11 protein-coding genes are annotated in these 12705 nt (G+C 42.5%); 1 reads left to right on the top strand and 10 read right to left on the bottom strand.

Going from position 1 to position 12705, the window contains the following annotated elements:
- Positions 1 to 10: 10 nt before the first annotated feature.
- The 9 genes from pknB to gmk all read right to left on the bottom strand — a co-directional run bounded on the left by pknB (position 11) and on the right by gmk (position 10184).
- On the bottom strand, positions 11 to 1975 hold the full coding sequence (pknB, locus tag NRI27_RS05625) for a Stk1 family PASTA domain-containing Ser/Thr kinase (RefSeq protein ID WP_371389868.1): 1965 nt from the start codon (positions 1973 to 1975) through the stop codon (positions 11 to 13).
- Positions 1972 to 2733, bottom strand: coding sequence for a Stp1/IreP family PP2C-type Ser/Thr phosphatase (locus tag NRI27_RS05620; RefSeq protein ID WP_317941706.1), 762 nt, complete (start codon positions 2731 to 2733; stop codon positions 1972 to 1974). Before NRI27_RS05620 ends, pknB begins: the two co-directional genes overlap by 4 nt.
- A 29-nt stretch (positions 2734 to 2762) precedes the next feature.
- Positions 2763 to 4106: a 16S rRNA (cytosine(967)-C(5))-methyltransferase RsmB gene (gene rsmB / locus NRI27_RS05615; RefSeq protein ID WP_317941945.1), complete on the bottom strand. Its 1344-nt coding sequence runs from the start codon at positions 4104 to 4106 to the stop codon at positions 2763 to 2765.
- The gene (fmt, locus tag NRI27_RS05610; RefSeq protein WP_371389867.1) at positions 4106 to 5056 is read right to left on the bottom strand and encodes a methionyl-tRNA formyltransferase; all 951 of its coding nucleotides are present in this window, start codon (positions 5054 to 5056) and stop codon (positions 4106 to 4108) included. The genes rsmB and fmt overlap by 1 nt, the downstream gene beginning before the upstream one ends.
- Positions 5049 to 5549 carry a peptide deformylase gene (gene def / locus NRI27_RS05605; RefSeq protein WP_317941708.1) on the bottom strand — a complete coding sequence of 167 codons (501 nt, stop codon included), beginning with the start codon at positions 5547 to 5549 and terminating at the stop codon, positions 5049 to 5051. Before def ends, fmt begins: the two co-directional genes overlap by 8 nt.
- A gap of 24 nt (positions 5550 to 5573) precedes the next feature.
- A complete protein-coding gene (priA, locus tag NRI27_RS05600; RefSeq protein WP_371389866.1) occupies positions 5574 to 7985 on the bottom strand; it encodes a primosomal protein N' in 2412 nt (803 codons plus the stop codon).
- Entirely contained in the window at positions 7975 to 9192 is a 1218-nt protein-coding gene (coaBC, locus tag NRI27_RS05595) for a bifunctional phosphopantothenoylcysteine decarboxylase/phosphopantothenate--cysteine ligase CoaBC (protein ID WP_371389865.1), read from the bottom strand. Before coaBC ends, priA begins: the two co-directional genes overlap by 11 nt.
- 146 nt (positions 9193 to 9338) lie before the next feature.
- Complete coding sequence (gene rpoZ / locus NRI27_RS05590) at positions 9339 to 9563, bottom strand: DNA-directed RNA polymerase subunit omega (RefSeq protein WP_317941710.1); 225 nt, start codon at positions 9561 to 9563, stop codon at positions 9339 to 9341.
- 3 nt (positions 9564 to 9566) lie between these two features.
- Positions 9567 to 10184: a guanylate kinase gene (gene gmk / locus NRI27_RS05585; protein WP_317941711.1), complete on the bottom strand. Its 618-nt coding sequence runs from the start codon at positions 10182 to 10184 to the stop codon at positions 9567 to 9569.
- A 133-nt stretch (positions 10185 to 10317) separates the two neighbouring features.
- Between gmk and NRI27_RS05580 the strand changes: the two genes are divergently transcribed.
- A complete protein-coding gene (locus NRI27_RS05580; protein WP_371389864.1) occupies positions 10318 to 12009 on the top strand; it encodes an Rqc2 family fibronectin-binding protein in 1692 nt (563 codons plus the stop codon).
- 64 nt (positions 12010 to 12073) lie between these two features.
- Here NRI27_RS05580 and pyrE read toward each other — a convergent pair whose 3' ends face one another.
- Complete coding sequence (gene pyrE / locus NRI27_RS05575) at positions 12074 to 12703, bottom strand: orotate phosphoribosyltransferase (protein WP_371389863.1); 630 nt, start codon at positions 12701 to 12703, stop codon at positions 12074 to 12076.
- Between the last annotated feature and the right edge of the window lie 2 nt (positions 12704 to 12705).

Raw genomic sequence — 12705 nt, 5'->3', positions numbered from 1 at the left:
TCCCTCTTCCTTAATCGATATCTTCGTAATTGATTGTTTCCTCTGCGATTTTAATATCATCCCTAAAGATCATATAACCGCCACGTTGACCTTCTTCCAATTCAATTGTTATTTTCTTCTTTGTATCTTCAATGATTTTAAATTCGTCTGCTGCATCTGTCATGGAATTGTTCAGGTCTTGTATATAGATTTTTATCACTTGAGGCACTGGCTCAGAGTCGCTATCCTCTTCTTCTGAACCTTCTTTTTGTTCATATGGAATTTCAATCGTACGGACTGCATATTTCACCAGTTTCTTTTCAGGTCCTTTCGACAATGCAACTTCAATTGTTGCGCCGATTTCCAAATTGGTATTTACGGATGGTTTTTGCCAAATGACATGCCCTTCTTCCACTGTATCATGGTGTTCCGCTTTCACAATTTTAATGGTGAATCCTGATTCTCTTTCATACGCTTTCAGTTCATCCTCTGTGTAATTCCTCAGATCAGCTACTGAACGTTTCTCTTTGCCCATGCTCACTTTAAAAACAATAGCTGTCTCTTCAGGAACAATATTCGTTCCGGCTACGGGGCTTTGTTCCACAATCCGTCCAACCGGTTCTTCGGAGTAGACAGGCTGAGGATCAATCGATTTAAAGTTGAAGCCTTGAAGGATACTTTCAATATCGTCATAATCCCTATTTACATAGTCATCCAATTCAATCGTTTCTTTCCCTTTACTCACATAGAGCGTAACAGAGGAGCCGACTTCCCTCATTTTCTCAGCTTCCGGAATTGTTCTAAATACCTGACCTGCTACAAATTCATCTGAATAATCTTCAATCTTTTCATTTACAACGAAGCCTTTGTCTTCTAATGCAGAAGCTGCTTCCACTTCATCCATGCCGACAACGTTCGGAACCACTTCTTTTTTCGGACCTAACAAACCTGGCAAAAAGACAATAAGCAGGGCGATTACCAATAAGGCAGAAAGGACCCCAACGATGATCGGCCATTTCTTCCTCTTCTTTTTAGGCACTTCAACAGGTGTCGGATTGACAGGTTCAATCACTTTCGTTTTTTCGTATTCCTCTGTAGGTTTAAGATCTGTTATGACTGGGATTGCTTTTGTTTTATCATCATCAAAAGGTACAGTGAATTTTTCTTCATGTTGCCTTTCTGGCAATAAGACGGTTAACAGATCATCGTACATTTCATCCGCTGACTGATAGCGATATGTAGCATCTTTCGCAGTAGCTTTTAATATGACATTCTCCACACTTTGGGGAATGTTTGGAAACGTTAAACGAACCGACGGTGTCTCTTCTTGAAGATGCTTCAGTGCAATGGCAACAGCTGTTTCAGCAGAAAATGGCAGCTTGCCAGTCAGTAATTCATAAAAAACAATCCCTAACGAATAAATATCCGATTTTTTTGTCGCCATACCGCCGCGCGCTTGTTCTGGAGATAAATAATGGACTGTTCCAATGACAGAGTTCGTCTTTGTATGGGATGTTGCACTTAACGCCATCGCAATGCCAAAGTCCGTAATTTTCACATCTCCGTCTGTATCCATTAAAATATTTTGCGGTTTTATGTCGCGGTGGATAATTCCATTGTGATGGGCATTTGCAATTGCCGAAACTAATTGCCTCATAATGCTGACTGCCTGTTCAGGATTCAACGGACCATTTGTATGAATGAATTTCTTTAATGTCTGGCCCTCGATATATTCCATCACAAAGTAATGAAGCTCCTCATCCTCACCGACATCGAAAATATTGACGATATGTGGATGTGTCAAACTCGTTGCTGATAACGCTTCACGTTGAAATCTTTTTTTCATATCTTGCTCATTGACAAAATCATAGTTTAATACTTTAATGGCTACATCCCGACCCAAAATGATATCATGCGCCAAATAGACTTTGGACATGCCACCTTCGCCGATTCCTCTAATAACTTCGTACCGGCCACCAATTCTCTTACCAATCATTGTGTACTCACCTCCACCTTTGAAGGTCCGGCCAATATGACGGAAATATTATCTTCGCCACCCATTTCGTTGGCAAGCTCAATCATTTTGACCGCTTTACTATGGAGGTCTCCATCACTTCTAACAATTGCATGAAGTTGTTCATTTGTCACTTTGTTACTCAATCCATCTGTGCAGATTAACAAGTAGGTATTGTCTTGTAAATCTAATTGATAAAAATCCGGTGATATCGTTCTTTCTGAACCAATTGCTCGCATAATCCAATTGCGCTGAGGATGATTCGCTGCTTCTTGTTCGGTGATTTCACCAGAATCCAACAAAACATTTACAAATGAATGATCTTTCGTCACTTGGACAATTGCAGACTCTGTAATTGTATAGACCCGACTATCCCCAATATGTGTCACAAGCCCTTTGTTACCATGCATGAGAACTGCATCCAAAGTGGTTCCCATTCCTTTGAAGTCTACATCGTTTTCTGCCGTTTCAAAAATCGTTCGATTAATGTCTAACACCGCTTCTTGAAGCCATTCGTTCCAATCTTCATGTGTCATGTCGATTGGATTTTCCACTTTCAAGAATAGCTCGCCAAGCATACGGACAGCGGTGGAACTGGCATAATCCCCACCACGATGCCCACCCATTCCATCCGCAATGACCGCTAATATGGGGCCTTCTTCTATCGTAAAAACTGCTGCACTATCTTCATTGACCGTACGTTTCTTCCCTATGTCCGACAGCACTTCGAATTGCACCACTCATTCCCCCCTTTTTAAGGTGCTGCACATTACTTTTTCTCGAATGCAGCTACAAAAAAACCGTCTCCACCAAAATGTTGTGGCAATACTTGCAACAAATGATTGTTCACTTTTACAGCTTCAATTTCCTTAAATGTCTCCAATGGTAGTAACGATACATCATCATGTTTCGCGAGGAACTTTTGCACCATGCCCTCATTTTCATCATAGTCGACCGTACAAGTACTATAGACGACTACGCCCCCTCTTTTCACTAAACGATAAGCCGTTTCAAGAAGCTCTTCTTGAATAGTGGTAAGCGCATGGATGTCCTTTTCAGTCTTGTTATATTTTATTTCCGGCTTTCGTCGGATGACTCCTAAACCACTGCAAGGTGCGTCAACAAGAATTCGATCGAACGATTCTGGTTCATATACTTCATCCAACTTACGGCTATCTCCACTTTTTGTATGAATGGATTGGATGCCTAGCCGTTTTGCATTTGATTCGATAAGCGTCAGTTTATGATCATGTAAATCATGTGCGTAGATTTCCCCACGATCACCCATTTTTTCTGCGATGAACGTCGTTTTACCACCAGGGGCTGCGCACATATCGAGCACTTTCATATCAGGTCGCACATCAAGTGCAAGCACGGGTAACATGGAGCTTTCATCTTGAATGGATAGGAGTCCGTTCGTGTACGCTTCCGTGTTCGCCAAGCTACCTGAAGGTGATTGAATACTTTCTGGAATAATTTCACCTTTCTTCACTTCAACACCTTCACGAGCTAATGCTGCAATCGCATCAGGTACATTCCCTTTAAGTGTATTCACTCTTGCTGTCATACGGGCGGGATGATTGTTTTCATGGGCCATTGCCAACGCTTCGTCTCTCCCGTACTGCTCTATCCAGCGACGGATCAGCCACGTCGGATGACTTGTCTCAATTGACATTCTTTCCACTTCATCCGTTATTTCCTCGATTGGTCGGACACCTTCTCGCAACACTGACCGTAATATACCGTTCACTGTAGGTGCGATTCTTTTATGTCCCCGTCTTTTTGCAATTTCCACAGCTTCATGAACAACGGCATGAGGCGGGATCTTTGTCAAATAAACAATTTGATAGATGGACAGCCGCAACAATTCACGAACCCAATGATCCAATTTCCCTCTCACAAACGGTTCCAAATAGTAATCCAACGTTATCCGGTGTTGCAATGTACCATATGTCAATTCAGTGAGTAAGCCACGATCTTTCGAATCAATATTGTATTTCTTGATCGTGCGGTTGAGCAGTAAATTACTGTATGCCTGATTTTCGTGGATTTCCAGTAAAATTGATAACGCGGCATCCCGTACATTACCGTTCCAGATTTTCTTTTTGTTCATCATTCGAATGTATTCCCTTCAACCCATTTGGCGCCTACACCATTCATGAATTCTTCAGCAGTTAGTCGCTTTTTACCTGCAGGCTGTAACTCTGTAATAGCAATCGCTACGTCATCACCCGTTTTGATTATCAGTTTGTCCTTTAACCGTTTAACAATCTCACCTGGAGCTTTCCCTTCGACATCCGTTTGCATGTCCATTTTTTCAGCAGACCAAATTTTCACATTGTCCCCTTGGAAAACAGAGTATGCACCTGGCCACGGATATAATCCTCTAATCTGATTGTAAATCTCTACGCCGCTTCGGTTCCAATCAATTCGTTCTTGTTCCCTTGAAATATTGCTTGCAAATGTGACACGTTGCTCATCTTGAGGAATCCGGTCATTCGTACCGTTAATAATTGAAGGCAATGTATCTTTCAATAACTTCGTGCCTGCCACTGATAACTTTTCAAATAAGAGTCCTGTGTGGTCTTTTTCATCGATTGGTACGGTCACTTGGGAAATAATGTCCCCCGCATCCAATTTTTCTACCATATACATGATTGTCACACCAGTTTCGATTTCACCATCCATCACTGCTTGATGGATTGGCGCACCACCTCGATATTTTGGCAATAATGAAGCATGTACATTGACACAACCTAAGCGTGGAGCATCTAGCAATTCTTTCGGTAGAATTTGTCCATAAGCAGCGGTAACGATCAAGTCTGGCTGCATTCGAATGATTGAATCCAGCTCAGCTGATTTTCGCAGTTTTTCAGGTTGCAGTACGGGTAACCCTAACCGAAGTGCTTCTTGTTTGACAGGCGGTGGAGTAAGTACCCGTTTCCTTCCGACAGGTCGATCAGGTTGGGTGACGACCGCAATGACGTCATATCCATCATTATGGAGCATCGTCAAGACAGGTACCGAAAAATCCGGTGTCCCCATAAATACGATTTTAGTCATTCAACTCATCCTCTCCATCAACCGATTCGAACTCAGAAGGATCGACAATACGTTTAATTTTCGAATCAAAAAGGATACCATCCAAATGATCGATTTCATGTAAAATCGCTCGCGCTTCGTAATCTTCTGCTTCTAACTCATAAAGTGAGCCATCACGCTCTTGTGCTTCGATGCGTACAAAAAACGGCCGTTCCACTTCCCCATATAATCCTGGAAAGCTTAAGCAGCCTTCTACTTCAATCTCAGATCCTCCGACCGCTGTCACGACTGGGTTAACCATTTCGATGACCGGATCTCCTTCGCCCATATCCACAATTGCGACGCGGACCAATTCACCGATTTGTGGAGCAGCTAAACCGATCCCATCAGCAGCGATCATCGTTTCGTGCATATCGTCAAGTAGCTCTCCAAGTTTTTCATCGAACGTATCGACTTCCTTACATCTTTGCATCAATAACGGAGATGGTGTTTCTACAATTTTTCGTATTGCCATGTAAATTCCTCATTTCTATGCTGTTTAATAAATCGTAGAAGGGTCGACGTCGACAGACATGAGTAACCCTTCTTTTATCCAGTCTGTTCTGTACATTTTTATCAGTTGCTGAAGTGTATCGATCAGTTTCGGTTCTTTTTTGTATTTTATCAAACATTGGTAACGATATCTATTGTTCACGCGACTGATTGCCGCAGCTGCAGGACCGATGACAATTGTTTCTGGTGAAAGGGAACCTTTTAAAAAAGTTGTCCCTTTATCTGCAAACGCAACGACTTTCATTAAATCTTCATGAGAAAATTGGATTAATGTAATGTAAAAGAAAGGCGGGTAGCCGTATTGCTTCCTTGCTGTCATCTCCAATTGATAGAACGGTTCATAGTGCTGTGATTTTGACAATTCAATAGCGTAATGTTCAGGAGAATACGTTTGGATGAACACTTCTCCTGCTAGTTCATGCCGTCCAGCACGTCCGCTTACTTGCGTCATTAACTGGAACGTTTTTTCAGCTGCACGGAAATCAGCGAGATGCAAAGTTGTATCCGCTGCGAGTACACCGACTAAAGTGATATTTGGAAAGTCCAACCCTTTTGCAATCATTTGAGTGCCGAGTAAAATATCCGCTTTCCCTTCACTAAATTGGCGTAAAATCCTTTCATGTGCGCCCTTTTGCCGCGTTGTATCCACGTCCATCCGTAAGACGCGGGCGGTAGGAAAAAGCTTTGCAATCTCTTCTTCTGCTTTTTGAGTACCTGTACCAAAGAAACGGATATGTTCGCTTTCGCATTGGGGACAAACGAGCGGAACTTTCTCTTCATGCCCACAATAGTGACATTTTAATGACTCGTTCGCACGATGGTAGGTCAATGAAATATCACAGTTCGGACACTCGACCACCGTGCCGCAATCCCTGCATAATACGAAAGAAGAGAAGCCGCGTTTATTAAGAAACAGGACGATCTGCTCGTTCTTCTCCAAACGGATATGCATGGCATCCGCTAATTGTCTAGAAAACATTGAACGGTTTCCCTCTTTCAGTTCTTCTCGCATATCAACAACTGAAACGGCAGGCAATTGTTGGTTCTTTGCTCTCTTAGACAATTGCAATAATGTATAAACTCCTTTTGAGGCCCTAGCGTACGACTCCAAAGAAGGTGTTGCACTTCCTAGGACAACGGGACAATGAAAGGATTCCGACCTCCAGATCGCAACATCTCTCGCATGGTAACGAGGAGTGTCTTCTTGCTTATAAGTGGATTCGTGTTCTTCATCTAATATGATGATGCCGACATTTTCAAACGGAGCAAAAATAGCAGATCGTGCGCCAACTACTACCTTTACTTCTTTCCGATGAATTTTTCGCCATTCATCGTATTTTTCTCCAGCTGACAATCCGCTATGCATAACGGCTACAAGACCTCCAAAACGAGCTTGGAACCGCGCTGTCATTTGTGGTGTTAATGAAATCTCAGGTACAAGCACGATCGCTTCTTTCCCTTGTTTCAACACATGGCTGATTGCTTGTAAGTATACTTCCGTTTTACCACTTCCCGTAATACCATGGAGTAAAAATGTCTCTGCCTTGTTAGTAGTGGACGCAGCATTCACTTTATCCAGTGCTAGCTGTTGTTCCTCTGTCAGTTCATAGGGAATCTGTGCTTCTTGTAATTGGGATACACCCGGATCACGGTATGTTTCTTCATGACTTTCCGTTGCAGCCCCTTTTTCAATAACTGTCTTCAGTACTGCTTGTTGCACACCTGAAGCCTCGATGACTTTACTGGCTTCCATTGATTTACCTGCATGGTCTTTCATCCACTGAATGAGTTGAAGTTGTTTTTTTGCATTCGAAGGAATTGTATCGAGTAAAGATGCTAAAGTGGATGAATCCTCAATATGAATCATTCGCACTTTTTTTACTTTTGTCTGTTGGCTGACAGAATTGTCAACAGTGATTATTCCTTGTGCAACATAATTCTTAATCATTTTCAACAATGAGGAACTGGTTACTTGCTTCAGGGGAATTCGTGTACGACCTTGCATCAAGTTTCGAAGATCTTCATCAATGATCGCATCCGGCTCTACAATGGTTATGAATTTCTCATACTTTGCACGCATTGCTGCAGGCAGCATGACTTGTAATGCGTCAATTTCATAGGAAAGTGTTTCACGCGCAACTATCTTCGCAATTGCGAGGAGCTCAGTCGAAAGGACCGGTTCTAAGTCAAGCAATTCATCGATTGCCTTCATTTTACTATTGGCGAGGTCTGTTTCCTGCTTCAAACGTGTGACATAGCCTACGACTTTCCGGGGTCCGAATGGAACTTTCACTCTTGCTCCACACTCAATGACGGAACGCATTTCTTCCGGGACGACATAATCAAAAGGACGATCGATTGGATAAGCAGATACATCCACTATCACTTCAGCGATCATCGGTATGAAGTCCTTCTTCCTTTATGATCGTTTGAAGGAGAATCTTTGCTAATTCTCTTTTTTGCATCGCTTCAAATGCAATCGATTGTCCTGTATGTGTCAACAATGTTACTACATTCGTATCATTTCCAAATCCACCGGCCGGATCGGTTACATCGTTAACAATTATGTAATCCAAATTCTTTTTGTTCAATTTTGATTGACCATATGCCAATGCATCATTCGTTTCCGCAGCGAAACCAACGAGCAATTGATTTTTTTTTCGCTCCCCAAGTGTTTTCAAAATATCTGTCGTACGGACGAGCTCAATTTGTGTCTCCCCGTCATTCTTCTTCATCTTTTGAGGATGCTGATCTTTCGGCTTATAGTCTGCCACAGCTGCTGACTTTATAACGATGGATGCATCCTCGTAATGCGTCAAGACAGCATCCAACATGTCAGCCGCACTTTCAACCGGAATTCTTTGTACGCCTGCTGGTACTGGCAAATCGACCGGCCCACTGATTAATACAGTTGTTGCCCCCATTGCAGCTGCAGCTTCCGCCATTGCGTAGCCCATTTTCCCACTTGAGAAATTGGATATGTATCGGACAGGGTCTATCCTTTCACGTGTCGGCCCGGCAGTTACGACAACTTTCTTCCCCTTTAACGGAAGATCAACTTTCTTTGCAAAGTGTTGTTTGAGTAATTCAACGATTTTTTCAGGTTCTTCCAGTCTGCCTTTGCCAACATATCCACACGCTAAAAAACCTTCTGCAGGCTCAATGAATTGATAACCGTCATCGTGCAATTGCTGAATGTTGCGAATGACTGATTTCTTCTCATACATGTGTACATTCATTGCCGGTGCAATCCATACCTGTGCAGTCGTAGCAAGCAATGTGGACGTCACCATATCATCTGCAATGCCATTTGCAATTTTCCCGATGGCATTGGCAGTTGCTGGAGCGACAATGACAAGATCCGCCCAATCCGCAAGATCAATATGTGCGATGACACGTGAATCCTTTTCATCAAACGTATCAAAATACACATCGTTACGAGAGAGGACTTGAAAAGAAAGTGGTGTAACAAATTCCATCGCTGATTTCGTCATGATTACTCTCACTTCCGCACCAGCTTGAGACAATTTACTTACGAGTGCAACGGCCTTATACACAGCAATGCCACCTGTCACACAGACAAGAATTTTTTTAGCCAACAACATACTCATCCTTTCTAGAAAATGCTTTGAGGACTTGTCCCCACACAAACTGCCATTTTTCCATCTCACATCAACTATACGATAAAAAACGAGAAACTCCCTGTGAAATTCTGTTTCAGAGGGAGTTTCACACAATTATGGCGAGATGCTTAGATTTCATCCTCGTAAACAATTGAAGCATCTTGTTGTTGTTTTGATAACGTACCCGCAGCGACTTCTTCCAATGCTTTGCCGACATTTTTGTGCGATTTGTACGTGTGAAGCAATTCGTTTTTGCTTTCTTGCATCTCCCGTGCACGTTTCGCAGCAAGCGTTACGAGCGTGTATTTTGAATCAATTTTACTTTTTAATGAATCGACTGATGGATATAACATCTTTTATTCCCCTTCCAACATAAGTAAGTAGCGTTTTTCTACGCGTTCACGGCGACAATGTTCTGCAGTGACGATGGCATTGATGCGATCGCATGCTTTTGTCACTTCGTCATTTTCAACAACATAGTCATATAAGTTCATCATTTCAAGCTCATCGCGCGCCTTCAGGACACGGCTTGCGATGACATCTGCTTCCTCCGTCCCTCTGCCGACTAAACGGTCTTCAAGTTCAGACAAGCTAGGTGGAGCGAGGAAAATGAATAAGCCATCAGGTACCTTTTGGCGTACTTGCGCAGCGCCGACGACTTCTATTTCAAGAAAGACGTCCCTACCCGCATCAAGTGTCGCATTGACATAGTCGAGGGGCGTACCGTAGTAGTTCCCGACATACTCGGCATATTCTAATAGTTTTCCTTGTTCAATCAACCCTTCGAATTCGTCGCGCGACTTAAAAAAATAATCGACGCCATCCTGTTCACCTTCTCGCGGACTTCTCGTCGTCATCGATATCGAATATTCGTAGTTTGTATCCGGTTGTTGAAAGAGCTCTTTTCTGACTGTCCCTTTCCCTACACCGGAAGGACCGGACAGGACAATCAGGAGTCCACGTTGTTTGTACATGCAATCCCTCTTCTATATGTAGTTTTTCGCTAGTAATGGTTCCTTCATCATAGCAAACATTCTTATCATATTATAACATATCTACTCGTGAGAGTGCTAAAATGGAACAAAACGTTTGAAAGAGGAATATACAATGGCATTTGACGGATTATTCACGGCAGCAATCGTAGAAGAGCTGCAAAAATTAAAAAACGGACGCATTTCTAAAATACATCAACCCAATACACAAGAAGTCATTATGCTCGTTAGGGCTGGAAAAAACAACTGTAAACTTCTCTTTTCCACACACCCTTCGTATTCACGTGTACAGTTGACGGATGAAACAATTACGAATCCACCTGAACCTCCGATGTTTTGTATGGTGTTACGCAAACATCTCGAAGGAGGCCTGATCCAGTCTATCGAACAAGCGGGTAATGACCGAATTATCACCTTTAACATTCGGGCAAAGAATGAAATCGGCGACGATATTAATCGGCAGCTAGTCATTGAAATCATGGGGAGACATAGCAATATGATTCTCGTAGACCCTGACCGAAGCATGATTATCGATAGTATTAAACATTTACCGCCTTCAGTCAACAGCTACAGAACGATTATGCCTGGGCAGCCATTTATCCCTGCCCCGCATCAAGACAAATTGAATCCGTTTAATGTGGATGAAGCGACTTTTCTGCAACTGCATCCTACATTGAACAGTGCAAAAGATTTTGTGACGAAATTCTCAGGATTTTCACCTACTCATGGAGAAGAACTCGTTCATCGACTACATGGCCATGAACCACATGAGGCATTCTTGCGTTTCAAAGAATTCCTTGGTTCATTCAAAGGTAGCGAACAGACTCCTTCAATCGCACAGATTGGTACGAAAACAGTTTTCTCGGCTACTCAATTGACATATGCAGACCAAACCATTGCCACTTTTTCAACAGTGGGCGAACTGCTAGACAAAGTATATTTTGCACGCGCTGAACGGGAGCGCGTAAAATCGCAAGCAGCAGACTTGGAACGTTGGTTGGACAATGAAGTGGCGAAATTGAAACTAAAAATGGAAAAACTATCAAAAGAGCAAAAAGCTGCCGAAAAGCTGGATACTTTCCAATTATACGGAGAGCTGTTGACAGCGAATAGCTACGCAATTCAAAAAGGCGATGTTGAAGCAATCGTTGACAATTACTACGAGGAAGGAACAACCGTTACGATTCCTCTTGATCCTCGGAAAACACCGATCGAGAATGCTCAACGCTATTACGCCCGCTATACAAAAGCGAAAAATGCGCTTATTATGATTGCCGAACAACTTCAAAAAGCACAAGAGGACATTGCGTATTTTGAAATGATCAAACAGCAAGTGTTACAAGCATCGCCAAATGATATCGACGAAATACGTGAAGAGTTAGCAGAATTAGGCTTCATGCGCGCAAGACGTGGAAAGAAAAAATTGAAACCGAAAAAACCAACACCTGAATCGTATGTTTCTTCATCAGGAATAGCGATTTCAGTCGGCAAAAATAATAAACAAAATGATTATTTGACATTCAAAATTGCATCTAGGGATCATGTATGGCTCCATACAAAGGATATTCCCGGATCACATGTTGTCATCCATGCAGCGAGTCCAGACGAACAGACAATTGAAGAAGCTGCTGTTCTTTCTGCCTACTTTAGTAAAGCAAGAGGGTCTTCTTCCGTACCTGTTGATTTTACAGAAATCAGGCATGTGAAGAAGCCGAATGGCTCTAAACCCGGCTTTGTCATTTATTTTGAACAAAAGACATTGTTTGTTACCCCAGATGAAGATATCGTGCGGAAATTAAAGAAATAACAACACTATTTAAAAAGGAGCTGCTCGAATCATAGTGATTCAAGCGCTCCTTTTTAGTATGAACTTATTTCAACAATCCTGCTTTTAACTTCCCGTGCCAATCAAGCAGTTCAGCAATTGAACCTTCAGCTATGGCACCACTTTCTTTCGCGGCATCTGTCAACGCCGCAAAATTTGTTAGACTTTCATAACGTAAATCTGCTTCAGCAAATGCCTGATCTGCACTTTCGAGTTCATATGTAAAGATGGAAACGACACCTGTCACAGCAACTTCCTCTGTACGAAGTGCTTCAACTGCATTCAAGCTGCTCCCACCTGTAGAAATTAAATCTTCGATAATAATTGCTTTGTCTGTCGGATGTACTTTCCCTTCAATTTGACGGCTACGGCCATGCCCTTTCGCTTTTGAACGGATATACACCATAGGCAAACCAAGAATATCCGCAACCCATGCCGCATGTGGAATTCCAGCTGTTGCCGTACCAGCAATCAATGTTGTTTCAGGAAAATGTTCTTTTATAAGCTCGGCTAACCCTTCAGCAATCTTTTTACGCCCAACCGGGTCAGACATCGTCAATCGGTTATCACAATAGATAGGCGATTGAATACCTGACGCCCAAGTAAATGGATCCGCAGGGCTTAACTCAACTGCCCCAACTTCTAATAAAATTTTCGCAATCTCTTTTTTATTCATCT

Origin of the sequence: Sporosarcina sp. OR05 (genome assembly GCF_041414805.1) — a bacterium.
GTDB classification, from domain to species: Bacteria; Bacillota; Bacilli; order Bacillales_A; family Planococcaceae; genus Sporosarcina; species Sporosarcina saromensis.
The sequence above is the reverse complement of the archived record's forward strand: the minus strand, read 5'-3'. Positions and strand labels throughout refer to the sequence as shown.

What these genes read in the sequence shown, in the direction of transcription:
- pknB (WP_371389868.1), bottom strand. Translation starts at nt 1,975, where the DNA reads ATGATTGGTAAGAGAATTGGTGGCCGGTACGAAGTTATTAGAGGAATC.
- rpoZ (WP_317941710.1), bottom strand. Translation starts at nt 9,563, where the DNA reads ATGTTATATCCATCAGTCGATTCATTAAAAAGTAAAATTGATTCAAAA.
- NRI27_RS05580 (WP_371389864.1), top strand. Translation starts at nt 10,318, where the DNA reads ATGGCATTTGACGGATTATTCACGGCAGCAATCGTAGAAGAGCTGCAA.
- def (WP_317941708.1), bottom strand. Translation starts at nt 5,549, where the DNA reads ATGGCAATACGAAAAATTGTAGAAACACCATCTCCGTTATTGATGCAA.
- pyrE (WP_371389863.1), bottom strand. Translation starts at nt 12,703, where the DNA reads ATGAATAAAAAAGAGATTGCGAAAATTTTATTAGAAGTTGGGGCAGTT.
- gmk (WP_317941711.1), bottom strand. Translation starts at nt 10,184, where the DNA reads ATGTACAAACAACGTGGACTCCTGATTGTCCTGTCCGGTCCTTCCGGT.
- coaBC (WP_371389865.1), bottom strand. Translation starts at nt 9,192, where the DNA reads ATGTTGTTGGCTAAAAAAATTCTTGTCTGTGTGACAGGTGGCATTGCT.
- fmt (WP_371389867.1), bottom strand. Translation starts at nt 5,056, where the DNA reads ATGACTAAAATCGTATTTATGGGGACACCGGATTTTTCGGTACCTGTC.
- rsmB (WP_317941945.1), bottom strand. Translation starts at nt 4,106, where the DNA reads ATGAACAAAAAGAAAATCTGGAACGGTAATGTACGGGATGCCGCGTTA.
- priA (WP_371389866.1), bottom strand. Translation starts at nt 7,985, where the DNA reads ATGATCGCTGAAGTGATAGTGGATGTATCTGCTTATCCAATCGATCGT.